Consider the following 24,428-nt stretch of genomic DNA (forward strand, 5'->3'; position numbering starts at 1 on the left):
CTCCCGATGGCAATCTTTCAGGCACTACAGTGACGGGATCAATCAGCGACCCCGATCGCGCCGCAACAGTTTCTTCACCCGCATCACCAACCCCTTGGCCTCAAACGGCTTGAGCAGGTAATCATCCTCATGCAGCTCCAAGCCGCGCAGGCGATCCTCAATCCCGCCCGGCGTGGTCAGGAACAACACCGGCGTTTCGCCCTTCTGCCGGATCGCCTGCTGCAGCTTCCAGGCATTCAGGCCTGGCAGCATCACATCCAGGATCACCAGGTCGTACTCGGCGCTTTCGACAAAGCGCTGCGCCGCCATGCCGTTGGCCGCAACTTCCACGGTGTAACCGGCCTCGTTCAAGCCCTGGGCCATCCGCTGCGCCTCTTCGGATTCATGTTCCACTAACAGGACACGCATAACACACCTCGATTGATCAGGTTTGCAGGCTAACACCCTCAGGTGTGCGCCGCCTCTCGTAGCCGCTGTGCATCGAGGATTTCGATCTCGCCGTAGCCCAGGCGCACGATGCCCTGGGTTTGCAGGTCCTTGAGCAAGGCATTGGTGGTCTGGCGCGACAGACTCAGCATCGCCGCCAGGTCTTCCTGGGGCAGTTGCAGCACGCGCTTTGACGGTTCCATGTCGCCGTAACCCTCAACGATCATCAACAGTCGATGGGCCAGGCGAACCGAGGCGGGCATCAGGCTGAGCTGTTCGAGGCCAATAAAACTCAGGCGCAGCTTCTGGCTCATCAGCAACGCCAGGTCGCGCCAGTACCGAGGGGATTCATCGAGAATTTTCAACAGCGCCTGCTGCGGCACCTGCACCAGCGTGCACGGCCCCGTGGCGCAGGCGTCATGGGTGCGCGGCAAACCGTCGAACAGGCAGATCTCGCCGAACCAGTAGGGCGCCCCCACCAGGCTCAACAGCGCTTCCTTGCCGTGCTCATTCACCGCACTGACACGCAGGGTGCCGTCGAGCACCGCATACAAGCCACAGGGCGGGTCGCCGCGCTTGAACAGGTACTGTCCCGCCGTCAGCTGCCGCAGCCGCGCATGGGCCAGCAGACTATGCTGGAACGGTACGGGCAGGTGACTGAACCAGTGACCGACGGCCAACCGGGAGTGCCATTGCGTCGCGTCCATGAGAACTCCGAAGATTGTCGCCCAGCTGACAGTTAGTCCCAGGCTGACAGGGCATGATCAAACATCCTACAGGAGGAACAACAATGAAAAGCCTCGTCGACCACCTCAGTCAATACGCCGCCTACCACCGCGACCCGCGCAATATCGCCAGCCACTTCATTGGCATCCCGATGATTGTGGTCGCGGTGGCCGTGCTGCTGTCACGCCCCGAATGGGCGGTGGGTGGGCTGTGGATTTCACCCGCCGTGATTGTCGCGCTGTTTTCCGCGTGGTTTTACCTGCGCCTGGAATTGGCCCTGGGCGCGCTGATGACGGTGTTGATGGGCTTGTCGGTATGGGCCGGGCATGAGCTGGCGGCGCAGAGCACGATGGTGTGGCTCAGCAGCGGCATCGGCCTGTTTGTGGTGGGTTGGGTGATTCAGTTTGTCGGGCATTACTACGAAGGCAAGAAGCCCGCGTTTGTGGATGACGTATCGGGGCTGATTGTGGGGCCGTTGTTTGTGGTGGCGGAGGTGGCGTTTTTGCTGGGGTTGCGCCAGGGCCTCAAGCAACAGATTGAGGAGCGCTCGGGACCGGTGGTTCGCCGCGATCTGAAGCCGAGACATATCTGAATGTGGGAGGGGGCTTGCTCCCGATTGCAGTGGGTCAGCAGCAGATAATCTGGCTGAAACACCGCTATCGGGAGCAAGCCCCCTCCCACATTGAACCTGTTTCACATCGGGATTTCTGTTTGGGGCTCAGGCTTTCTGCCAGACCTTGGGTTTGAAGAACAAGGTCTCGCCGCGAGCCAAACCGGTCAGGCTGTCGTGGTCCTTCACCACTTCGGCTTCGATCAGGTCTGTCTGGCCTTCGACCTTCAAGGTTACCCGCGTGGTCGCGCCCAATGGACGAATATCACGCACTTCAGCCGCGTGGTGGTCTTCCAGCTCATGCCGCGACAGCGACACTTCGTGGGGGCGGAACAGCACGTGCTTGTCTTCACCCAGGTGCAGGCGGTTGGAGTCGCCGAGGAAGTGGTAGACGAAATCGCTGGCCGGGTTTTCGTAGACGTCGCCCGGTGAGCCGATCTGCTCGATCACGCCTTTGTTCATCACCACGATGCGGTCGGCGACTTCCATGGCCTCTTCCTGGTCGTGGGTCACGAACACCGACGTCAGGTTGATGTCTTCGTGCAGGCGCGCCAGCCAGCGGCGCAGTTCTTTACGCACCTTGGCGTCGAGGGCGCCGAAAGGTTCGTCCAGCAGCAGCACTTTCGGCTCCACCGCCAGGGCGCGGGCCAGGGCGATACGCTGGCGCTGGCCACCGGAGAGTTGTTCCGGGTAACGGTCGGCCAGCCAGTCCAGTTGCACCATGTTCAGCAGTTCGTGAACCTTGGCCGCAATCTGGCTTTCGCTCGGGCGCTGTTTTTTCGGTTTCATGCGCAGGCCGAAGGCGACGTTGTCGAACACGGTCATGTGGCGAAACAGCGCGTAGTGCTGGAACACAAAACCGACGTTGCGATCGCGCACGTCGTGGCCGGAGACGTCTTCACCGTGGAACACGATGCTGCCGTCATCCGGGGTTTCCAGGCCGGCGATGATGCGCAGCAAGGTGGTCTTGCCGCAGCCGGAAGGCCCAAGCAAGGCCACCAGCTCGCCACTCTGGATATCCAGGTTGATGCTGTCCAGGGCCTTGAAGGCGTTGAAGTTCTTGCTGACATTACGGACTTCGATCGACATGACTTATTCCTCAGCCGCAGCGGCGCGCAGGCGATTAATACGGTTCTCGCTCCACTGCTTGAGCAGCAGGATGAAGAGCGCCAGGATCAGCAGCAGACTCGCCACCGCAAAGGCGGCAACGTGGTTGTATTCGTTGTAGAGAATCTCGACGTGCAGCGGCAAGGTGTTGGTCACGCCGCGAATGTGGCCGGACACCACCGACACCGCGCCGAACTCCCCCATGGCCCGCGCGGTACACAGCACCACGCCGTAGATCAGGCCCCATTTGATGTTCGGCACGGTGACATGCCAGAACATCTGCCAGCCATTGGCGCCCAGCAGGCGCGCGGCCTCTTCTTCCTGGGTGCCCTGCTCCTGCATCAGCGGGATCAGTTCACGGGCGACGAATGGCACGGTGACGAAGATGGTCGCCAACACGATGCCGGGCAAGGCGAACACGATCTGGATGTCGTGCTCCTGCAGCCATGGGCCGAACAAGCCCTGGGCGCCGAACATCAGCACGTAGACCAGGCCTGCGATCACCGGGGAGACCGAGAACGGCAGGTCGATCAGCGTCACCAGGATGCTCTTGCCACGGAACGAGTACTTGCTCACGCACCAGGCGGCGCTGACGCCGAACACCAGGTTGAGTGGCACCGAAATCAGCACGGCGATCACCGTGAGTTTCAGTGCGGACAATGCGTCCGGTTCAAGGATCGCGGTGAAAAACGCACCGAGGCCGTTCTTCAAGCCCTGGGACACCACGATAAACAGCGGCAGCAGCAGGAACAGGAAGAACACCAGCCACCCCAGGCTGATCAGGATGCGCCGGGAAACAGCGCTGCCACGGCGGGCTGCGTTGGCCGAGGATGCTGCGGAAATAGACGATTGGGACATGTTCCGCGCCTCCTTATGGACGTTCGATGCGCCGCTGCAACAAGTTGATCAGCAGCAGCAGGACAAAGGAAACCACCAGCATCAGCACGCCAATGGAGGTGGCGCCGCGGTAGTCGTACTGGTCGAGCTTGACCATGATCAGCAGCGGCAGGATCTCGGTTTTCATCGGCATGTTGCCGGCGATGAAAATCACCGAGCCGTACTCACCGACGCCACGGGCAAACGCTAGGGCGAAGCCGGTCAGCCAGGCGGGCAGCAGCGCGGGGACGAGGATGTAGCGGAACACCTGCAACGGCTTGGCGCCCAGGCAGGCGGCGGCTTCTTCGATTTCCCGGGGGATATCGGCCAGTACCGGCTGCACCGTGCGCACCACGAACGGCAGGGTCACGAAGGTCAGCGCCAGGGTGATGCCCAATGGGCTGTAGGCGATCTTGAAGCCCAGGTCAGCGGCGAACTGGCCCACCAGGCCGGTCGGCGTGTACAGCGCCGTCAGGGCAATACCGGCCACGGCGGTGGGCAGGGCGAACGGCAGGTCGATCATCGCATCGATGATCTTGCGGCCGGGGAAGGTGTAGCGCACCAGCACCCAGGCCAGCAGCGTACCGATCACGCCATTGATCAGGGCGGCGTACAGCGCGGTGCTGAAGCTCAGTTTCAACGCCGCCAGCACACGGGGTGCGGAGATGATGTTCCAGAACTGATCCCAGGTGAGTTGAGCGGCGTGTACGAACATCGCCGCCAGCGGGATGAGTACGATCAGGCTGAGGTACACCACGGTGTAGCCCAGCGTCAGCCCGAAGCCGGGTATGACGGGGGAAATACGACGCGACATAAGAGTCCTTGGTTAAAGGTAGAAACCACTGTAGGAGCGAGCTTGCTCGCGAAGATCGTCAACGATGACGCGGGAATTCTGAATGAACGCGGTGCCCTTGAGTTCTTCGCGAGCAAGCTCGCTCCTACAGGTACTTTGGCTTACTGCGCCGTGTAGATCTGGTCGAACACGCCACCGTCGTTAAAGAATTTCGGTTGGGCAGTTTTCCAGCCGCCGAAGTCTTTGTCGATAGTCACCAGGTCCAGTTTCGGGAACTGTTGGGCATATTTGGCGGCGACTTTTTCATCGCGTGGGCGGTAGAAGTTCTTCGCCGCAATCTCCTGGCCAGCCGGGCTGTACAGGTGCTTGAGGTATTCAGTGGCGATCTCGGTGTTGCCCTTTTTCTCGGCGTTCTTGTCGACCACGGCCACCGGAGGCTCCGCAAGGATCGACAGGGACGGTACGACGATGTCGAACTTGTCGGCGCCGCCGTCTTCTTTCAGGGCCAGGAAGGCTTCGTTTTCCCAGGCCAGCAACACGTCGCCCTGACCGTTGTTGACGAAGGTAATGGTCGAACCGCGCGCGCCGGTGTCGAGGATCGGCACGTGCTTGAACAGCTCTTTCACGTATTCCTGGGCCTTGGCTTCGCTGCCACCGGATTTCAGGCCGTAGGCCCAGGCGGCAAGGAAGTTCCAGCGCGCGCCGCCGGAGGTTTTCGGGTTAGGCGTGATCACCGACACGTCTTTCTTGATCAGGTCGCCCCAATCCTTGATGCCTTTAGGGTTGCCCTTGCGCACCAGGAACACGATGGTCGAGGTGTATGGAGTGCTGGCGTCGGGCAGGCGGGTCTGCCAGTTCTCCGGCAGGGTCTTGCCCAGCTTGGCGATTTCGTCGATGTCACCGGCCAGGGCCAGGGTCACCACGTCGGCGCGCAGGCCGTCGATCACTGCCCGGCCTTGCTTGCCCGAACCACCGTGGGATTGCTGGATCTTGACGTTGTCGCCGGGGTGAGACTGTTTCCAGAAGTTGGTGAACTCAGCGTTGTAGTCCTGGTACAGCTCACGGGTAGGATCGTACGAAACGTTGAGCAACTCGTAGTCCTTGGCAACCGCGGAACCGGCAAACACGGCACTGGCCAGGGCGGCCAGGGCATAACGGCGAATCGACGACATAGAAGCTCCTGAAATTCTGGGGTGTTGGCTTTTTCTTATAGTTGCGGGTCTATCGCCGTTCTTGCTTAGCTCGGTTTGTTACCCGGGTTCTGCAAACGGAATTTTTCCTTGCGTTCGATCTGTACCACTTGGGCGTTGTGCACAGTGATTTCCACCGCGCCAAACCGCAGATCGCGCAAGGCGCTCTGGATCTCACGCAAAATGGCTGCTTCGTCCTGGCCGTCGACGCTACGTAGAGATGCGCTCATGGTCTCGCTCCTGAAATGAATAGTGCCTCGCAGTGGCGGCACTGCTTGCGGCGTAGGGCGATAGTAGATAAGCGCGGATATTCTTAAAAAGACTATTTGAGAATGTTTATATAACCAAAAAGAATTTTCTGGTAGGGCGTGGGGTTACGAGAGGGTTTTGTGTCTGAGCGGAGAAATTAGGCCTTGTGAATATCCAAATGTGGGAGGGGGCACAAGCCCCCTCCCACATTTGAATGCATTTCAAGTCTGAATGGCGGGTGCGCGGTCCCAGTCAATTTCCAGCGCCGGCATCGGCCGTCCAAACCAGTACCCCTGGCCCATATCGCAGTTCTGCTCCAACAAGAACCGCGCCTGCTCCACCTGTTCGATCCCCTCGGCATGCACCTGCATGCCCATGCTTTTCGCCAGGGCGATCACCACCCGCACGATGGCGGCATCGTCTTCGTCCCACGGCAGCCCGGCGACAAAGCCCTGGTCGATCTTGAGCTTCTGCACCGGCAGGCGCTTGAGGCGCAGCAAGGAGGAATAGCCGGTGCCGAAGTCATCAATGGCCAGGCGCAAGCCCAGTTCGCGCAAGCGGTGCAGCTGTTCCAGGGCCACTTCAGGGTCATCCATCACTGCGCTTTCGGTGACTTCCAGCTCAAGGAAAGCCGGGTCCAGGCCGGTGTCGTGCAGCACCTGAGCGACCTGATCGTAAAGTTCGCGTCGGGCAAACAGGCGGCTCGATACATTGATGGCGATAAAGCTCAACGGCAAACCGTCGGCCAGCCATTGGCACATCTGTCGGCAGGCCTGGTCCATCACCCAGCCATCGATATCGGCAATCAGCCCGGTGCGTTCGGCGATGGGGATGAAATCGCCCGGCGGCACCAGGCCACGCTCGGGGTGTTGCCAGCGCACCAGCGCTTCGACGCCGATCAGGCGGCTGGTGTGCAAATCGTGCACAGGCTGGTAGTAGACGCGCAGTTCCTGCCGTTCGAGGGCGCGGCGCAGTTCGCTGGCGATTTCCACCCGGTTCTGCGCGTGGGCGGTGAGTTCTTCGGTGTACAAGGCGTAGCCTTCGCGGCCCACGCTTTTGGCCTTGAAGAGTGCAGAATCGGCGTTGCGCAGCAACTGCTCGGCGCTCAGGGCGTCATTGGGGAACAGGCTGATGCCGATGCTGGCGCTGATAAACAGTTGATGGCCGTCAAAGATAAACGGCTGTTTCATCTCATCCAGCATGCGCTGCGCCAACGCCGCCGCCTGCACCACCTGTGAGCAATTTTCCGCGAGCACCGCGAACTCATCCCCGCCCAGGCGCGCCAGGGTGACGCCGGGGCCGAACAGCGCGGAGAGCCGCTCACCCACCAGCTTGAGCAATTGGTCGCCGATGTTATGGCCGAGGCTGTCGTTGATGATCTTGAAGTGGTCCAGGTCCAGCAACAGCAGGGCGCAACCGCGTTTGTGCAGTTGCGCCGAGGCCAGCGCCTGCTCGGCGCGGTCGGTGAACAGCAGGCGGTTGGGCAGGTCGGTCAGCGGGTCGTGGTGAGCCAGGTGGGCCAACTCGTGCTCGGAATCCTTGATGGCGCTGATGTCGGAAAACACCGCAACGTAATGGCTGAGATGACCCCGGTCATCGTGAATCACGCGAATGGTTTGCCACTGTGGATAAATCTCACCGCTTTTGCGCCGATTCCAGATTTCACCGCTCCATTCACCGGTGTGTTCCAGGGTCTGGAACATCTGTTGATAGAAATGCGACGAATGGCGACCGGACTTGAACAGGCTCGGCTGCTGGCCCATGACGTCTTCGCGCTGGTAGCCGGTGATTTCCATGAAGGCCCGGTTTACATGCACGATCAGGCCCTTGGCGTCGGTAACCAATACCCCTTCGCGGGTGCAGTCGAACACGGCAGCAGCCTGGCGCAGGCGCTCGCGGTTCTCTTTCAAGGGTTGCCGCTGCTGGTGGGCCTGGGCAGATCGGGCACAAATCAGGTAGATCAGCAGGGCGCTGAGCGCTACCCACACATAGCCGCGCACCTGCAACCAATGGCTCAGCTCGGTCGGATTATCGAGAAACTCGATCAATACCCGTTGAGTAACGCCTATCCAGGCGCTTGAAGCCAGCAGGTATACCAGCCCCGCACTCAGGGCACCTCGGTATGAAAACAGCATATGCCTAGTAATCCTTACTAAAAGCCAAGAATCATCCTACAAAGAATGGGGATTATAGGATATGTAACATCTGGTAAGTCTTATCTGAAAGGGCCGCTGGTTTTCTCTGTAGGCTTAGTGATAATGCGTGAGCTGTTCTTTTCTTTATCTGAGGGCCATACAGCCTATGTGGTACAACGGTTTTCTTGACTTGTCGGCCTGGCAACTGGTGGCAGTCACTCTGTTGATGACCCACGTGACCATCGTTGGGGTCACGGTCTATCTGCACCGCTATTCAGCCCATCGCTCCCTGGAGCTCAATGCCGGCCTGAAACACTTCTTCCGCTTCTGGCTGTGGCTGACCACGGCGCAGAACACCCGCGAGTGGACCGCCATCCACCGCAAGCACCACGCCAAATGCGAGACCGTCGACGACCCGCACAGCCCGGTGATCAAGGGCCTGTCCACCGTATTGCGCAAAGGCGCCGAGCTGTACCGCGCCGAGGCCGAAAACCCCGAGACCCTGCGCATCTACGGCAAGAACTGCCCGGACGACTGGATCGAGCGCAAGATCTACACCCCTTACCCGCTGCTGGGTGTGGCGATCATGGGCGTAATCGACCTGCTGCTGTTCGGCACCATCGGCATCACCATCTGGGCAATCCAGATGATGTGGATTCCGTTCTGGGCCGCCGGTGTGATCAATGGCCTGGGCCATGCCGTCGGCTATCGCAACTTCGAATGCCGTGACGCCGCCACCAACCTGGTGCCGTGGGGCATCATCGTCGGCGGCGAAGAGCTGCACAACAATCACCACACCTACCCCAACTCGGCCAAGCTGTCGGTGAAGAAGTGGGAGTTCGACCTGGGCTGGGCGTGGATCAAAGTGTTCAGCTTCCTGCGCCTGGCCAAGGTGCAGCGTGTGGCACCGATTGCCCACCGCGTGGAAGGCAAGGGCCATCTGGACATGGACACCGCCATGGCGATCCTCAACAACCGCTTCCAGATCATGGCCCAGTACCGCAAGTTGGTGATTGGCCCGCTGGTCAAGCAGGAGCTGGAGAAGGTCGATCACTCGGTGCGCCACCAGTTCCACCGCGCCAAACGCCTGCTGTCGCGGGAAACCAGCCTGCTGGATGACCGCCACCACCTGCGTATCCAGAGCATGCTGGAACACAGCCAGGCGCTGAAAGTGATCTACGAAAAACGCCTGGCGCTGCAGCAGATCTGGCTCAAGACCAGCTCCAACGGCCACGATATGCTGGCGGCCATCAAGGAATGGGTACACGAGGCCGAGGCCAGCGGCATCCAGTCCCTGCGGGATTTTGCCCACCAATTGAAGACCTATTCGCTGCGACCTGCATCTGTATGACAACATGGCGGGAGGGCCCTCCCTCCCGCCCATCAGCTTTTTGGCGCCATTTCTCGGACACCGTCAATCGATACTATTGACGGAACTTCACTGCAATTCGCCTCTCTCAATGAACACTTCGCCATCATGGTGACCCCTTGTAGTGACCGCTGCTTGATCTTGCGGCGCGCCCAGAGAGAGTTGTGCCGATGGTTCTCGAAAAGCCCTTCACCACCGACAGCCCTACCGCTGACCCTCCGCGTCCGGCTGCGGCAGCAACCCTGCTGGCACTGGTACATGCCCAGGGCGAAGTCGAACGACTGAGCGAACGCGAACAATTACTGAGTTCGCTGCTGGTCAGTGTGAATGCCGTGCTCTGGGCCATCGATTGGCAAACTCGCCGCGTGCTCTACGTAAGCCCGGCATACGAACGGATTTTTGGACGTTCCGCCGGCCTGTTGCTGGCCGACCACCGCGAATGGCGCAACAGCATTCACCCCGAAGACCTCGATTACGCCGAACACAGCCTGGCGCGCGTACTGGAGCAGGGTGCCGTGGAGGATCGCGAGTACCGCATCATCACCGCCGACGGGCAGATCCGCTGGCTGAGCGACAAGTGCTACATCAACCAGCAGGTCGAACCTGGCGAGCCGGTGATCGTGGTCGGCATGGCCGAAGACATCACTGAAAAAAAACAGATGGAACTGGAGCTGCACCGTCTCGCCACCACCGACGTGCTGACCCAGAGCAGCAACCGCCGACACTTCTTCGAATGCGCAAACCAGGCCTTCGACAGCGCCTGTGCCCAAGGCGCGCCGCTGGCCTTCCTGCTGTTGGACATCGATGACTTCAAGGACGTCAACGACACCTACGGCCATCTGGAGGGCGACCAGGTGCTGCGGCGTATCGCCGAGAGCGGTCGCGGGGTACTGCGCCGTGGCGATCTGTTCGGGCGCATTGGCGGCGAAGAGTTCGCCGCAGTTCTGCCGGGTTGCGCGCCGGAGATGGCGTTGCAGGTGGCTGAACGCCTGGGCAAAGAGATCCAGGAGTTGAGCTTCAGCTATGAAGGCCAGGCGTTCAGCGTGACCATCAGCCAGGGCCTGGCCAGCCTGACCGAGGAGGACTCCACCCTGGACAGCCTGTTCGCCCGCGCCGATGCCGCCATGTATGAGGCCAAGCGCCTGGGCAAGAATCGCGTCATCGCTGGCTGAATGCCGATCATTGTGGGAGGGGCGGTGCGACGAGGTCTGAAGGTGCTGCAAGCGCACAAAAAAACCCGCCGAAGCGGGTTTTTCTATCGATCAGGCCAACTTCCGCTTACAGCTCGGAGAAGCACTCTTCGATGATCGCCAAGCCTTTGTCCAACTGCTCGTCCGGCGAGGTCAGCGGGACCAGTACGCGCAACACGTTGCCGTAGGTGCCGCAGGACAGCAGGATCAAGCCCTTGTCACGCGCCTTGGCCACTACAGCGGCAACGGCCGCAGCGTTTGGCTTGTGGCTGTCGCCGTCTTCAAACAACTCGACCGCGATCATCGCGCCCAGGGCACGCACTTCACCGATTACCGGGTACTTGGCTTGAATCGCCTTGAGGCCAGTCACCAGGCGCTCGCCGACAGCCTTGCAGCGGTCCAGCAGGTGCTCTTCTTCGAACACTTCCATCACTGCCAGCGCAGCGGCGCAAGCGATCGGGCTACCGGCGTAGGTGCCGCCCAGGCCACCTGGGGCAATGGCGTCCATGTATTCGGCCTTGCCACACACACCGGCCAACGGGAAACCGCCTGCGATGGATTTGGCGAAGGTGGTCAGGTCGGCAGCAACGCCCATCTGTTCCATGGCGAAGAAGGTACCGGTACGGCCGGCACCGGTTTGCACTTCGTCGGCGATCAGCAGGATGCCGTGCTTGTCGCACAGTTCGCGCAGGCGCTTCATGAACGGCTTCGGCGCGACGTAGAAACCGCCTTCGCCCTGTACCGGCTCGATGATGATGGCGGCAATATCACGCGGCTCGGCATCGTTCTTGAAGATGCGCTCGATGCTGGCGATGGAGTCGTCGTCACTGACACCGTGCAGTTCGTTCGGGTACAGCGCGCGGAACACGCCGCCGGGCATGAGGCCCATGCCGGCCGAGTAAGGCACGACTTTACCGGTAAGACCCAGGGTCATCATGGTGCGGCCGTGGTAGGCGCCGGTGAACGCGATCACGCCAGCACGGCCAGTCGCGGCACGGGCGATTTTCACGGCGTTTTCAACGGCTTCGGAACCGGTGGTGACCAACAGGGTTTTCTTGGCGAAATCGCCTGGAACCTTGGCGTTCACTTTTTCGCACACTTCGACGTACGGCTCGTAGGCCAGTACCTGGAAGCAGGTGTGGGTCAGCTTGTTCAGCTGTTCGGTCACGGCGGCGATGATTTTCGGGTGCACGTGGCCGGTGTTCAGCACGGCGATACCGCCGGCGAAGTCGATGAACTCGCGACCTTCAACGTCGGTCACGGTGGCGTTCTTCGCGGATTCGGCGAAGATCGGGTGAATCTGGCCAACACCGCGCGGTACAGCGGCTTCGCGGCGTTTCATCAGGGAAGCGTTGGTCTTGCTCATAAAGTCCTCATTCGCCACTCATCGGGTGGCGCTGCTCAAGGAATACGTGGCGGGGAGGCAACTACGGCAGCATGCGATGATCGACTGCCACAGCTTTCCCGGCCACTACGAATAACGATGTGAAACACGCAAAGGGTCAGCGCTCTCGTGCCCTTTGCGTTTACTGCAATCCCTTCCCGGCTTAGATGCCCAGGCAGAGGTATTTGATTTCCAGGTAGTCCTCGATCCCGTACTTGGAGCCTTCACGGCCCAGGCCCGAAGCCTTGATGCCGCCGAACGGCGCGACTTCGTTGGAGATCAACCCGGTGTTGACCCCGACCATGCCGTATTCCAGGGCTTCGGCCACACGGAACACACGGCCCAGGTCGCGGGCATAGAAGTAGGAAGCCAGGCCGAACTCGGTGTCGTTGGACATCGCGATCACTTCGGCTTCGTCTTTGAAGCGGAACAGCGGCGCCAGCGGGCCGAAGGTTTCTTCCTTGGCAACGGCGGCGTTTTTCGGCACGTCGACCAGGATGGTCGGTTCAAAGAAGTTGCCTTCCATGACCTTGCCACCGGCCAACAGCTTGGCACCTTTGCTCAGGGCGTCGGCGATGTGTTCCTGGACCTTGGCCACGGCTTTTTCGTCGATCAGCGGGCCGGTGGTGGTGCCTTCTTCCAGACCGTTGCCGATCTTCAATTTGGCCACCGCGACTTTCAGTTTTTCCGCAAACGCGTCGTACACCGAATCCTGGATGTACAGGCGGTTGGCGCAGACGCAGGTCTGGCCGTTGTTGCGGTACTTGGAGATGATCGCGCCTTCGACGGCCTTATCCAGGTCCGCGTCGTCGAACACGATAAATGGCGCGTTGCCGCCCAGCTCCAGGGAAACTTTCTTGATGTCCTTGGCGCATTCAGCCATCAACTGGCGACCGATTTCGGTCGAGCCGGTGAAGGACAATTTACGCACGATCGGGTTGCTGGTCAGCTCGCCGCCGATGTCGCCGGCGCTGCCGGTGACCACGCTCAGCACGCCTTTCGGGATACCGGCACGGTGCGCCAGCTCAACCAGGGCCAGGGCCGAGAACGGGGTTTGCGAGGCAGGCTTGATCACCATGGTGCAACCGGCGGCCAGGGCCGGGCCGGCTTTACGGGTAATCATCGCGGCCGGGAAGTTCCACGGGGTGATCGCAGCGGTCACGCCGATAGGCTGCTTGATCACGATCAGGCGCTTGTCGGGCTGGTGGCCGGGAATCACGTCGCCATAGATGCGCTTGGCTTCTTCGGCGAACCACTCGATAAAGGACGCGGCGTAGACGATTTCACCCTTGGCCTCAGCCAATGGCTTGCCTTGTTCCAGGGTCATCAGGCGACCGAGGTCGTCCTGGTTTTCGATCAGCAGCTCGAACCAACGGCGCAGCTTGTTGGCGCGCTCCTTGGCGGTCAGCGCACGCCAGGCCGGCAGCGCCTTGTCGGCAGCTTCGATGGCACGGCGGGTTTCCGCAGCGCCCATCTTTGGCACGGTGCCGATAATCTCGCCCGTGGCAGGGTTGTTGACCTTGATGGTCTGACCGTTGTCCGCATCCACCCAAGCGCCATCGATAAAGGCCTGCTGGCGGAACAACTGGGAATCTTTGAGCTGCATGTCGGCTTTCCTTAACAGCACCGCGCGCACGCGGAGCGAATTAGAGTTGTTGAAAGGCGCCTTGTGGGCTGCCGTCAGGGAAATCAGCCCCCGCGCGCGCGATCAATAAATAGCGCACGAGAGACAGAGCGTTTGAAATCTCAAACGAATCCTAGGATCAATGGGGGTACAGGGCAATAGTCTGTTCGAAAAAAAGAACGAAAACGGCGCATTTGCCGGAACTTTCAGATCAGCGTGATTTGAGCGCGTTCCGCCGCATTGACCAACGGCGCCCGGCGCAGGGCCTTCCAGCGGCAAATTCCTACTGGGAAACGGCCAAAGACCGGCATGGACGCCCAAGGTCGACATGGGTATGATGTCGCCCGCACAAGCATCCGTAGCTCAGCTGGATAGAGTACTGCCCTCCGAAGGCAGGGGTCGTGGGTTCGAATCCCGCCGGGTGCACCATATAGCAGTCTCGGGCTGTCTCAGACAGTCTACGAAACACCCCAAGAAGCCCGCCCTGTGCGGGCTTTCTTGTTTCTGGCTATATCTCCTTGCCTCTCCCTATATCTTCCCTTCGTGTACCCCTTCATGTACCTTAAAAAATAATTGAAACTGAGGGGTACAAGAGACATGAAGCGCAGCGAGATAAAACGCCGCCCTTTAGCCGACACCGTGCTAGCCACCCTGGAGCCTGAAGCCAAGGAATACCGGGAGCTAGACGGAAACGCTCTGTATCTGCGAGTGCGCCCAGACGGTAACAAGTCTTGGCAATTGCGCTACAAGAAGCCAGACGGCAAGTGGTCATGGCTTGGCTTGGGCGGCTATGGCACGGGCGACCACCAGTTATCCGGCTCACAGGCTCGACAGAAAGCGGCTGTGCTGAGAGAGGACGCCGCCAAGGGCGGAAACCCCCTTGCTACCAAACGAGCCAGAAAGACCGCAGAGGCTGAAGCCTCTAGCCAGACCTTCGAAGCGCTGGCGCGGGAATGGTACGCTTCCAAGCGCCTGAGCTGGACAGCCGGTACCGCAGTGCGAATGATTGGCGCGCTCGAACTCCACGTCTTCCCGGTATTCGGTAAGCGTATCTATCGTGAGATCCTGCCCATGGAGTGGATGGAGTTCCTACGTTCCATGGAACAGAAGGGCATCATCGAACAGACCAGCCGCGTACGAGGCATGTGCCGGGAGATTTACGACCTGGCCCGAGTAACAGGTCGAGCCACTCACAACCCGCTGGAGGGGCTACATAAATTCCTGCTGACCAAGCCAGCCGAGAACTATGCCCATGTATCTCTTGATGAGCTTCCGGCTCTCTTGCGCGCAATCAGGGCATACGGCACCGCTGACGTGCGGATCGGCCTGCACTTGCTTTCCATGCTCGCCTGTCGACCGTCTGAACTGCGCGAAGCGCGATGGTCGGAGTTCGATCTAAATAAAGCTCAGTGGTCGATCCCGGCCGAGCGCATGAAACGCCGACGCGAACATCTAGTGCCGCTGCCAATTCAGGCAGTAGAGCTACTGCGGAACCTGCAGATGCTCACTGGTGCCTACCCGATGTTGTTCCCTGGTCGGAGCGACACCACCAAGCCCCGCAGCAACACGGTCTTTCTGATGGCTCTACGTCGTCTCGGTTATGAAGGCCGCCAGACCGGGCACGGCTTCCGTCATATCGCCTCGACGATTCTGAACGAGCACGGGTTTGACGAAAACCACATCGAGGCGCAGCTATCGCATATCAAGCAAGGCATAGCGGGTGTTTACAACAAAGCCCAGTACCTGGCCCAGCGCGCCACCATGATGCAATGGTATGCCGACTATCTGGACAACTTGGCCAAGGGTAATGTCGTGTCGATCAAGCGGGCCTGACGCTGATCTTCCATTGCGCACACAGACAGATATAGACTGAATGCCATTACTGTTTGTATAAACTGTGGATGAACAACATTTTGAAGGCCTGTGCTCATACTGTAATTACAAGCTCGGCAAGATGATGGCGGAATAGAAGCCGTGCCTGGTAACCACTCAGGTAACCACCAAAAGTAACCACCCCGCCTGGTCACCATCTATCACAGGGATCTCCGTCACAGAGTCGCCCGGCGCCCGCCAACCTTGACAATTGTTAACAGGGTGACGGGTTGGCCAACTTCTGATGGGACTAACTTTTGCTAAATAAGGCAAGAGCTTAGCAATCGCCTCAGGACCAGCCGAGGGTCAACATCCTGCCAAGTCCCGCACCTGATCCGATTTCAGGTTTTCGCGCCGCCCACATGTCAGGTTTTGAAAAGTCGCCTGCGTCGACTCGATCGAGGGGTATCTACTCAGATACTTGCTGCTTCAATGTTTCGGCTGACAGCCTCCAAAGCGAATGCGTAAATGGTTTCAGTGATGTCATCGCTGCAATCCCCTTTTACGGAGTAGTTCCAGCAACGCCAGCGCAGCGTCGGCATCACCCTTCTTATCCATTAGCCACTTGGCGTGGTCAGCGTAGAAAGCAGGATTGCGGTTGCCTGCATCAATCTTTTCCTGACGCAGGCTTGCCGCATCATCACCTCGGCCGACCGCCTCTAAGGCGCTGGCGTAAATAGCTTCAGTGATATCATTGTCGCAAGTCCGCTTTCGGGCTAGTTCCAGCAACGCCAGCGCAGCGTCGGCATCACCCTTCTTGTCCATTAGCCACTTGGCGTGGTCAGCATATAAAGCAGGACTGCGGCTGCCTGCATCAATCTTTTCCTGACGCAGGCTTGCCGCATCATCACCTCGGCCCATCGCTTCTAGGGCGCCGGCGTAAACGCCAACAACATGATTGTCGTTTCGTACCCTTTCCGAAGCGCCTGTAACTTCAGCTAGAAACTCTGTGAGGCCTTCCTTGTCTTCGCTGGCGATAACAGCACTGCCGTAGTTGGTCCAGTAAATGGGAAAACCAGAATCTAATTGAGTCGCTTGTCTAAACAGCTCTAGCGCATGCTGGTCCTTGGGACCATAAAGCCTCCTTCGGCATTCGCCCAAAAAGCGCATGGCCCGGTGGTCGTTCGGACTGACTTTTAGCAGATACTCTAGGACCATGAGAACTTTGGCGTCCTGTTTCTGGGATATAAACCTCTCCTCAATCCTCCACAATGCTTGCACAGTTTCTTCTGGGCGACGGCCAAACAGAATGGGGACTATCTCCGCCACCCTCTCCCCCTGACCACCTTGTTCTAGGTGATAAAGCGCTTCTAGCGCACGGCGGATATTGGCTTCCATTAGCGTTTTTTGCCCCTGCAACTCATCCAGCCAAAATCCGGCAATGATTTGGTGTAAGTTAAGAGTGCGTGTCTCGTCGGGCGACAGCTTGAGAGCTTGCTCCGCCGCCAAGTCGTGCAGATAGAGCCAATCGGCCCTTTCCGTCAACAACCGGCGTCGGATCAATGCGGCGCCAGCATCTTGAGCGGATGTGGCTCGTTCCAGGCGAGGGAGATGAGTGTAGTGCAAGCCATCGCGGTAGAGCGAGCAGGCGAACAATAAAGCCCTTTCTCCCTCCAAAAGGACGTTTTCGTAGAGGTCGCGGAACAGTTTTTCGTAAAGCGCTTGCGAGTAGAGGTCCGGGTATTGCCTCAAAACATCGTAGGGCGAGATCGATTTTTCTGCGGCGAGCCGCACCAGCAATGCAAGACCGAAAGAATGCGCGCCGCGTCCGTGACCACCGCCTAGGCGTGAAAACAGGTAGGTTCGTTGGTCGCCCGTAAGTACCCAGCCCGTAGTCAAACCGGGAGGAGTCGCCAAATAGTGAGCCAGAACCTGCTTGGGCAGTCCGGTGGCTTCGAAGCTGGTTAGACTTACCACGGGCTGTTCCCGGGTTTCCAAGACGATAGCGCTCTCTGGATAAGCGAGGGACAAGCCTTCCAGTAGATATGATAGGTTCATATCCTTCCAGTGCCCGTTCTGTAACCAATGGTGAGCGCGTTGGATATGGAGAAAAAAACCTGGTGCGTCAGGCGCCATATGGCGCAAGTTTTCGGCCACCTTCGCAGCTGTATCGCCTGCTGGCGGGCTCGGACGTTCATCGTGAATCCCCAGCAGGGGAGCTAGCTGCCCAAATAGATCAGTGATGCCACTGTCCTCCCGCGCAGTGATTTGAACCCCGCGGTGTTTCTGCCATTCCGGAAGCATGTGCAATTCCTCCACCAAGACGCTCTTACCCACACCGGCCATGCCAAATACAGCCAGCAAACTGTTTTTGCGCAGTAGGTTTGAGCATTCCAGCAAGGCAGCTTCTAGGCCAAGATGACCGCGGCTGAGCGGGGAAGCTCCAGAAGGTGCGAGCGCAGAGATTGGCGCAGCTGCGATAGCTAAGGCGGGCAGGTTGGCCAGGGGCGCTAGATGCCAGATCCCTTGTTTCGTTCGTCCATGGATATTCTCTTCAATCCACCCACAGCCCTTCTTATCGTAGCGGCGCAAGTGCACCTCAGCCCTACCTGGGGCGATCTGAACTAAGTTGTAGCCAAATTCCAGCGGGCTTTCGCCAGTAGTCGCTCCAGCAGCTATGACGACGTGCTTGGGCGTAGCTTTCTCATCGACCCATTGGTCATGTGCATGGCCGTGAAGTACGAAATCAAAATCTTGTTCCAGCCGCCCGCGGAGCGCCTGGGCTTCTGAGGGCTGGAACCAATCCCGGGGGTGGTGCATCAGGCAAAGTCGCACGTTCGATTGGTTACCGTCAGCTTGGGCTTCGATGACCTTGCTACAGGCATGCAGTTGAGCTTCGCCGGCTAGCCAAATCTGGTTTCTATCGTCGTTGTCGACGCAGGTCCATGCTGAGTTCAGTCCCGAAAGAGTGATGGAAATTCCATTAATCTTGACTTTGGCAGCAAAGGTGGCCTTGTCATCGAGCGAGATATGAGGATAGTGGTCTGCAATAAACTTCCGATAGGCCGCAAGTCGCTCCATCGCCTGCTTAACCTCAGCATCACTATCTCGAAAATCCTGATTGATTTGATCTGGGTTTCGCTGGTTAGAACGCAACCACTCTGTTTGTGACTTGCGGACCTTGCTTCGGTCAATATCATGATTACCAGGCACCAAGAATAAGCGCTCACTCGGCAGCTTGCAGGTTTCTAGTACTTTGTCGAAGAATGCCTTTGCGTCTGCATATTGGCTGGCTAAAGGTTCAGTTTTCGTTTCTCCGAAGCCAATGTCTCCAGTACAAAGCACCAGGTCGACTCGCAAGCCATCCTTCAACAGCGCAGCCAAGTCTTCTATCAGCTTTTGTAGAGGCTGGTTATCCCGCCAGGCATGCTTGTCAAGGAAGTGCAGATCGGATATGTGAAGCCAGCCCAGTGTTGGAGTCATAGTAGAAATTCTTCCTTGATGTATTCCATTAAATTTTGCAAGCCGGACGGATTCTCCTTATTAAGTAGGCTTTCCGCAAATAATTACCATCGCCCACCCCAATGCTAACTGGGTAGGAGGGCGCTCTTGCCTCCAGATATTGTCGATTATTTCTAAAAAATGGAGCCAACCCTGAACCGATGACTCACCCCAAGAATGTAAACCTGCAGCTGCGCAGTGTTAAGGGGAAGTCAAAAGCATCCAAACGCTTACTTCCGATTTGACCAAAGGCGCTATTGATCGACAACAAGCGGTGTCTCCTCAGGCATACACCGGTTAAGCTGATCCGGAGCGGACAGCGAATGGTTGGCATCCCCTCGCTCGCGCCCATCACGGGGCCGCCTCTTGCATACTCATGCCGGAGGCCGCGTGATGGACTGGCTGGCTCCAGATGGTCCAGCAACAACGAAGGTTCATCAAGGATGCGTACAACAAATACGCAGCTCAGTACGCACGGTTGGTACGCATTCGGGTGCGTACCGGCAGCAAGTTCGCTCTGAGGTTCGCACGTCTGGTTCGCACCCTCTTACGCGAACCTGGTGCGAACCCGGCCGCCGGCCTGTTATCAAAAGTCACGGTTGCCAGGCGCTGGTTTCCACTGAGGTTTCCACCAAACGCAGGCCTTTTGACTGGCAACCTAAGCGTCCGCCGGAATAGTGTCTGGCTGTCTGTTGCAAGACGTTTACCCCCGCTGGGGAAACTCCCATGATTGAACATCGGAACCTTCAGAGAGAACAAAATGCCAAGTATCGTTTGGGGCCGACATCCCCAAGAGGCTTATGACAACCCGTATGAGCACGAAGCCCAACGGCAATTCCTTAGGGAATGCGATGCCCTGCTTCGCGAAATCATCAAACGCCTCAGGCCGCACACACTGAAATACCATCGCGACGAGCAGTCGCTGCAGAAGGCGACTTGGCTAATCACCATGGACTTGCTGGCATCACTCCTAGACTGCGTGGCCTTACTGAAGGAGACACGACACCGCCCAGTTGCGCGAGTCTTCCGTGACGCAGTTGAAGCGATCGACGTGATGCGCTATTTGCACGCGGAATCCCCAAAGGCCGAATTGGCTTTGAAGAAGTGGTACGCGAACGATACGATTTCTCATGGCGAAATCCGGAAGCTGATCGAAGCATTAGACGGGGTGGAAGCGGCTACTGAACGCAGAGTCTTCTATCAGGAACTGTCCAAATTCACCCATCGCACTTATCGGGCACTTCTCCACAGTGTTTCACTCGGCCGGGACGAACTCATGGTTCACGACAGCAATGGTTTCGGTTTTCTAGTTCTGCCTCAAACCATCGCCGCCTACATGGCCGTGCTGGGGGACATAACGATCCAGGCGACTGGAAGCGTCAGCTCAACCGGACTGCTCTCCGCTGATGAGGTGGTGGAAGCATGGGGTGTGGCCTTGGAGATTCATACGGTCCCCCGGCGCTTCGCAATGCGTGTAAAACCTGGCTCTCCACTTTGACTACGCTTGACGGAATGCGAGGCAGCCATCAGACAAAAACCACGCCGGGTGGGCGTCTGAGACTGATCGCGTAGCCAGCCCGTCAAACAAGCGCACCGTGGCCAATGATACCCCTGACAGACCCCTGACGAATAAGGCGCTCTCGGCCCGCCTACTTTTACCTGGCCTTTACCGAACCGCTGGCGAATGTGAGACAGGCATGAGACGGATTCGGCGAGCGCGGCCCCCTGAGATCGCGCAGCGGCCAATGTGGGCGGGGCTCACGCATTAGATGCGGCGAAATCCCGTATCACATCTCTAGGCACTTTGCCGCCGGCAGACTCAAACCACGTAACAGTGATTCCGGACGCTCACGGCGCCGGTGCTACGCTCTCTCGAAACACGGAGAGCCACCATGACGGATACCAAACTGATCGCCAGCCTGTTCGACCGCCTCAATCAAAACCAGCTCGCTCTGGGCGCCGCGGTAGAGGAGCTTTCCAACAGGGTCGAACGGCGCGGATCGGCGGATATTGCCAACAACGTGCGCGGCGCACTGGAGACGCTCGACGAGAACCTGGTGTTCATTCGCCAGGGCATTGCTGAGCTGACCGTCGCCGGCAGCCTCGGCGAGGTATGACACTCGCCAAGATTCTGGACAGGCTCTGGACGGCTGGAGACGCCGCAGCTCATCCGACTCGACCCGCGGGCCAAAGCCAGCAAAGGCTGGCGGCAGATCGGGCATGAGGCCGGATAGCTACCTCGTCCAGAAAAAGGGGCTTGCCGAGACAGTCACTTGCGGGACAAGTGGCACACGATCAAACCGGCAAACGCGACCGTTATCCTTGACCAGCCTTGACGAAATTCTTGACAGGTCTTGACGGATTTATCTGCCGCCACCAGCGGCTGGAGCGCTGATAGCCACGCAGGTCAGGGCTTTGCGAGCATTCGGGCTGCCTGGCCAGCACCAGCCCCGTCTAAAATTCGGGAGGCGGCCGTCAAGGTAGATGCTCGATCAATATCCTGGTGAGATGGGGTGGTGAAATACCGGGCCAGAAAAATACTTAGCGCGCCAGGCAATACTAGACAGGCCCTAGACGGATTTTCGCCGACAGAACGCGGGCAAGTTGCCCGCAACCCAGGGAGCGCGCCGCTTCCAGCGTTAAAGGTGGGGTGCTGGCGCTTGATGCTCGTCAAGTATTACCTAAGGCATCAAAGCACTTCTTTAATCTGGGGGAAAGATTGGGGGTACGGCACAGATCTGGCACACCTAGGGTCACCCCCCCTACCCGTAAATTGAACGATGATCCCCGGGCGCACTCATTGCTAATGATGATCCTGACAATTTCCGATTAATGGCTTTGCAGGCCACCGATGACCGAATTCTCACAAGAGCGTCCACAAGATCTGGGTATTCTTAGTAAAAACCCCTTCTCCAGTAGAAAAATACAATTATGAATTCAGACCAACGAATAACAAATTCTGAGCTATACCGTTTATCATCAACGCGGGCCACACCAAGCAAGCCCTAGCACAAACAGATAGAAAATTGCAAGGCTTTTAATTGATCCATAAGGGATAGCATATGAACATTCAGGAAAGAACGGGAAGGTCAGATCGGACGGACTTGAAAACCCAGGATGACCTGAAAGGCGCTGTGATCTATACCGATGCTTTTGCAGCTAAAAAGAAAAAAAATGAGTACGAGATTGCGGCCGAGCAAATTTCAAGGCGCGCTCAAAAAACCGACTGGTAAGCAGGAATGAGATGAGTACAGGGAATGTAAAAGCTTTGCCCAGCATGGGCGAGGCTACTGCTGCTAACGAAGAAAAAGAAAAAAACATACAAGCTCGCATAAAATCTCGACTGACAAAAGAAATTGTAATTGGCGTATGTGGAGCTGTTGGCTGCAATCTAGCCGATGTAGTTGAAGAGCTAAAAAATCAGTTTGGTTTGTGTAATTACCACGTAATCACCATCAAGCTCAGCACAATAATCAAAGAATATTTTGCTAGTCACCCTCTCCCATCAGATCACTTTGGAAAAGACTTAAATCGCCTCGGCGTTGATGAGCGCTACCGTGTACTTCAAGATCTCGGCAATAGCATTCGCAAGCGACTAGGGGATGATGCTTTAGCTACCCTTGCCATTCACAATCTTTCAATATCTCGGCAGCTTCAGATTAACGCTAGCGAAGAAGAAGACCCACCGAGAACTGTTTACATCATTGACCAACTTAAAAATCCCGCAGAAGTAGAACTCTTCAGATTAGTTTACAAAAATATATTTTATCTCGTCGGCGTAATGAGCCCTCAGCACTCAAGAATAGATCAACTTAAGCAAGAAGGAATGAGCTCCGTAGCTGCTCAAGAACTAATTGAAAGAGATCGAAACGAGAATCTTGATCATGGCCAGTTATTAGAGAAGACAGTTCAAAAATCAGATTTCTTCATAAGAAATCATTTGACCAGCATCGGAAACTTATCCAAACCTTGCGGCAGATTTGTAGGACTTGTTCACGGACAAAATGGCATTACTCCTACTCGAGATGAGTCGGGGATGTATGCAGCCCACTCAGCCTCGCTGAAGTCTGCCTGCCTCAGCCGGCAGGTTGGGGCTGCGATCACTGACTCATCCGGTAATATTCTTTCGGTAGGCTGGAATGACGTTCCACAAGCCGGTGGAGGTCTTTATTCAGCCGATAATGTGAATGACCAACGATGTGTCAACCATGGAAGGAAATGTTACAACGACTTTCATAAAAGTCGATTGGTAGAAAGTATTGTCAGAATTCTGGAAAGCTCCGCAAAAATCGATCCAAACCTCGCAGAAGAAATTTCAAAAAAAATATTGAAAGAAACACCTGCCGGAGCCTTAATTGAATACTCCCGTGCAATTCATGCTGAGATGGAAGCCATTTTAAATATCGCTCGCAAACCATCAGGCAGCACCACGGATGGGGTAATGTATACAACAACCTACCCTTGCCACAACTGCGCTAGGCATATAATCGCCTCCGGAATCAATCGAGTTGTATATATCGAGCCATATGAAAAAAGTTTAGCAATGGCTCTACACTCCGACGCGATCTCCATCGACCTCGCAGCAGAAAACAAAATCATTTTCGAAACCTTCGAAGGTGTTTCACCTAAACGGTATACAGCGTTCTTTGCGTTCAATACTAAACGCAAAGATGACAAAGGACTGGCTATTTCAATAATGAATAAAGAAGCCAGTCACGTATCCCAAGAAATATTAGATTCTTACCTAGACGTAGAGGCTAAGGTGTTCGATCTTGCTCGAACGCACAACGTTCCGCTACCCAAATAATTAAGTAGCCCGAGGGGGAAGCTCCTAGATTGAATGGCAGTCCAGACCGAAGTGGTATTTTTTCATTCTGACCAGGTCGCCACCTAAGTCTGCCCCCAGGACAGGGATCGGCGAAAACTCCGCCGATCCGCCAGCCTCCACACGCGAAACCTGCCCTACCGAAATGGAAGGTCAGCTCTTCCTCGCGACCACTTTTTGCCTTGAACGACGATTTGCGAAATTAACCCCATGAATGGCCACTCCCCTGATCCGGGGTGGTGCTGACGCAGGGAAATGGCGGGAACGCCTTTGTGTGAGGGAAGCGCCACACGGCGCCAGCGCAATCGCCGCAAAAGTGTGGCGATTGCTTCTCAAAAGTGAGGAACGAAATAATCGGGCCACTTTTGGACTGATCCATCAAAGGATTGGTGGTGATGGCCATACCTTTGCGCTTGTGGCGGCTTTATCACGATGACGATACCGTTCGTCGGGGGTGGAGCAACGAATCTCGACGGCTTTTTCAGCCAGCGAAAAACCGACCGAAAACACCCTAGCGGGTATGACTCACCCACATGGGTTACAAATCAGTTCACACACATAGGTAACAGTTTTTAACTGGCAGGGTCGATTTCGCGAGGATCTGACCATGC

Annotated in this window: 19 protein-coding genes, 1 tRNA gene and 1 pseudogene; 10 read left to right on the top strand and 11 right to left on the bottom strand. The window is 57.4% G+C overall.

The annotated features are described in order from the left end of the window. Positions 1 to 42: 42 nt before the first annotated feature. Together M2397_RS24465 and M2397_RS24470 are read right to left on the bottom strand one after the other, a co-directional pair. Positions 43 to 408, bottom strand: coding sequence for a response regulator (locus tag M2397_RS24465; protein ID WP_131697004.1), 366 nt, complete (start codon positions 406 to 408; stop codon positions 43 to 45). Between the two features lie 38 nt (positions 409 to 446). Then, positions 447 to 1,133, bottom strand: a complete 687-nt coding sequence (locus tag M2397_RS24470) for a Crp/Fnr family transcriptional regulator (protein WP_167655998.1) — start codon at positions 1,131 to 1,133, stop codon at positions 447 to 449. An 83-nt stretch (positions 1,134 to 1,216) separates the two neighbouring features. On the opposite strand from M2397_RS24470, the gene M2397_RS24475 reads away from it, so the two are divergent. Continuing rightward, the gene (locus M2397_RS24475) at positions 1,217 to 1,744 is read left to right on the top strand and encodes a DUF962 domain-containing protein (protein ID WP_259244634.1); all 528 of its coding nucleotides are present in this window, start codon (positions 1,217 to 1,219) and stop codon (positions 1,742 to 1,744) included. Between the two features lie 126 nt (positions 1,745 to 1,870). Here M2397_RS24475 and M2397_RS24480 read toward each other — a convergent pair whose 3' ends face one another. Genes M2397_RS24480 through cysT form a run of 3 tightly spaced genes read right to left on the bottom strand, consistent with a single transcriptional unit; the run spans position 1,871 to position 4,559 of the window. Further along, positions 1,871 to 2,851, bottom strand: coding sequence for a sulfate/molybdate ABC transporter ATP-binding protein (locus M2397_RS24480; RefSeq protein WP_131697007.1), 981 nt, complete (start codon positions 2,849 to 2,851; stop codon positions 1,871 to 1,873). A 3-nt stretch (positions 2,852 to 2,854) separates the two neighbouring features. After that, positions 2,855 to 3,727: a sulfate ABC transporter permease subunit CysW gene (gene cysW, locus M2397_RS24485; RefSeq protein WP_090401148.1), complete on the bottom strand. Its 873-nt coding sequence runs from the start codon at positions 3,725 to 3,727 to the stop codon at positions 2,855 to 2,857. Positions 3,728 to 3,740: 13 nt separating this feature from the next. After that, the gene (gene cysT / locus M2397_RS24490) at positions 3,741 to 4,559 is read right to left on the bottom strand and encodes a sulfate ABC transporter permease subunit CysT (protein WP_027607868.1); all 819 of its coding nucleotides are present in this window, start codon (positions 4,557 to 4,559) and stop codon (positions 3,741 to 3,743) included. A gap of 42 nt (positions 4,560 to 4,601) precedes the next feature. Here cysT and M2397_RS30315 point away from each other — a divergent pair. Beyond that, positions 4,602 to 4,688: pseudogene (locus M2397_RS30315) on the top strand (outer membrane lipoprotein carrier protein LolA); the annotation flags it as partial. A gap of 11 nt (positions 4,689 to 4,699) precedes the next feature. Here M2397_RS30315 and M2397_RS24495 read toward each other — a convergent pair. From M2397_RS24495 to dibA, 3 genes are all read right to left on the bottom strand, one after another. Then, on the bottom strand, positions 4,700 to 5,710 hold the full coding sequence (locus M2397_RS24495) for a sulfate ABC transporter substrate-binding protein (protein WP_131697009.1): 1,011 nt from the start codon (positions 5,708 to 5,710) through the stop codon (positions 4,700 to 4,702). Between the two features lie 65 nt (positions 5,711 to 5,775). Beyond that, the gene (oscA, locus tag M2397_RS24500) at positions 5,776 to 5,958 is read right to left on the bottom strand and encodes a sulfur starvation response protein OscA (RefSeq protein ID WP_003170956.1); all 183 of its coding nucleotides are present in this window, start codon (positions 5,956 to 5,958) and stop codon (positions 5,776 to 5,778) included. A 240-nt stretch (positions 5,959 to 6,198) separates the two neighbouring features. Beyond that, positions 6,199 to 8,112: a phosphodiesterase DibA gene (dibA, locus tag M2397_RS24505; protein ID WP_259244635.1), complete on the bottom strand. Its 1,914-nt coding sequence runs from the start codon at positions 8,110 to 8,112 to the stop codon at positions 6,199 to 6,201. A 166-nt stretch (positions 8,113 to 8,278) separates the two neighbouring features. Between dibA and desA the strand changes: the two genes are divergently transcribed. After that, on the top strand, positions 8,279 to 9,463 hold the full coding sequence (gene desA, locus M2397_RS24510) for a delta-9 fatty acid desaturase DesA (RefSeq protein WP_131697011.1): 1,185 nt from the start codon (positions 8,279 to 8,281) through the stop codon (positions 9,461 to 9,463). Positions 9,464 to 9,651: 188 nt separating this feature from the next. Beyond that, on the top strand, positions 9,652 to 10,653 hold the full coding sequence (locus M2397_RS24515; protein WP_259244636.1) for a sensor domain-containing diguanylate cyclase: 1,002 nt from the start codon (positions 9,652 to 9,654) through the stop codon (positions 10,651 to 10,653). 106 nt (positions 10,654 to 10,759) lie between these two features. On the opposite strand, the gene gabT is transcribed toward M2397_RS24515, so the two are convergent. Together gabT and gabD are read right to left on the bottom strand one after the other, a co-directional pair. Further along, entirely contained in the window at positions 10,760 to 12,037 is a 1,278-nt protein-coding gene (gabT, locus tag M2397_RS24520) for a 4-aminobutyrate--2-oxoglutarate transaminase (protein ID WP_259244637.1), read from the bottom strand. Between the two features lie 181 nt (positions 12,038 to 12,218). Further along, positions 12,219 to 13,661 carry an NADP-dependent succinate-semialdehyde dehydrogenase gene (gabD, locus tag M2397_RS24525; protein WP_027607874.1) on the bottom strand — a complete coding sequence of 481 codons (1,443 nt, stop codon included), beginning with the start codon at positions 13,659 to 13,661 and terminating at the stop codon, positions 12,219 to 12,221. A gap of 370 nt (positions 13,662 to 14,031) precedes the next feature. On the opposite strand from gabD, the gene M2397_RS24530 reads away from it, so the two are divergent. Together M2397_RS24530 and M2397_RS24535 are read left to right on the top strand one after the other, a co-directional pair. Next, positions 14,032 to 14,108 (top strand) — tRNA-Arg (locus tag M2397_RS24530). Between the two features lie 168 nt (positions 14,109 to 14,276). Then, entirely contained in the window at positions 14,277 to 15,512 is a 1,236-nt protein-coding gene (locus tag M2397_RS24535; protein ID WP_226456670.1) for a phage integrase central domain-containing protein, read from the top strand. A gap of 522 nt (positions 15,513 to 16,034) precedes the next feature. Here M2397_RS24535 and M2397_RS24540 read toward each other — a convergent pair. Continuing rightward, positions 16,035 to 18,974, bottom strand: coding sequence for a metallophosphoesterase (locus M2397_RS24540; RefSeq protein ID WP_259244638.1), 2,940 nt, complete (start codon positions 18,972 to 18,974; stop codon positions 16,035 to 16,037). 748 nt (positions 18,975 to 19,722) lie between these two features. Here M2397_RS24540 and M2397_RS24545 point away from each other — a divergent pair. The 4 genes from M2397_RS24545 to M2397_RS24560 all read left to right on the top strand — a co-directional run bounded on the left by M2397_RS24545 (position 19,723) and on the right by M2397_RS24560 (position 23,799). After that, the gene (locus M2397_RS24545) at positions 19,723 to 20,490 is read left to right on the top strand and encodes a hypothetical protein (RefSeq protein ID WP_259244639.1); all 768 of its coding nucleotides are present in this window, start codon (positions 19,723 to 19,725) and stop codon (positions 20,488 to 20,490) included. Between the two features lie 394 nt (positions 20,491 to 20,884). Beyond that, complete coding sequence (locus M2397_RS24550) at positions 20,885 to 21,109, top strand: hypothetical protein (protein WP_259244640.1); 225 nt, start codon at positions 20,885 to 20,887, stop codon at positions 21,107 to 21,109. 945 nt (positions 21,110 to 22,054) lie between these two features. Continuing rightward, positions 22,055 to 22,225 carry a hypothetical protein gene (locus tag M2397_RS24555; protein ID WP_166742137.1) on the top strand — a complete coding sequence of 57 codons (171 nt, stop codon included), beginning with the start codon at positions 22,055 to 22,057 and terminating at the stop codon, positions 22,223 to 22,225. 11 nt (positions 22,226 to 22,236) lie between these two features. Next, positions 22,237 to 23,799 carry an anti-phage dCTP deaminase gene (locus M2397_RS24560; RefSeq protein WP_259244641.1) on the top strand — a complete coding sequence of 521 codons (1,563 nt, stop codon included), beginning with the start codon at positions 22,237 to 22,239 and terminating at the stop codon, positions 23,797 to 23,799. Positions 23,800 to 24,428 lie beyond the last annotated feature (629 nt).

The organism is Pseudomonas sp. BIGb0381, assembly GCF_024809815.1.
Classification (GTDB): Bacteria; Pseudomonadota; Gammaproteobacteria; order Pseudomonadales; family Pseudomonadaceae; genus Aquipseudomonas.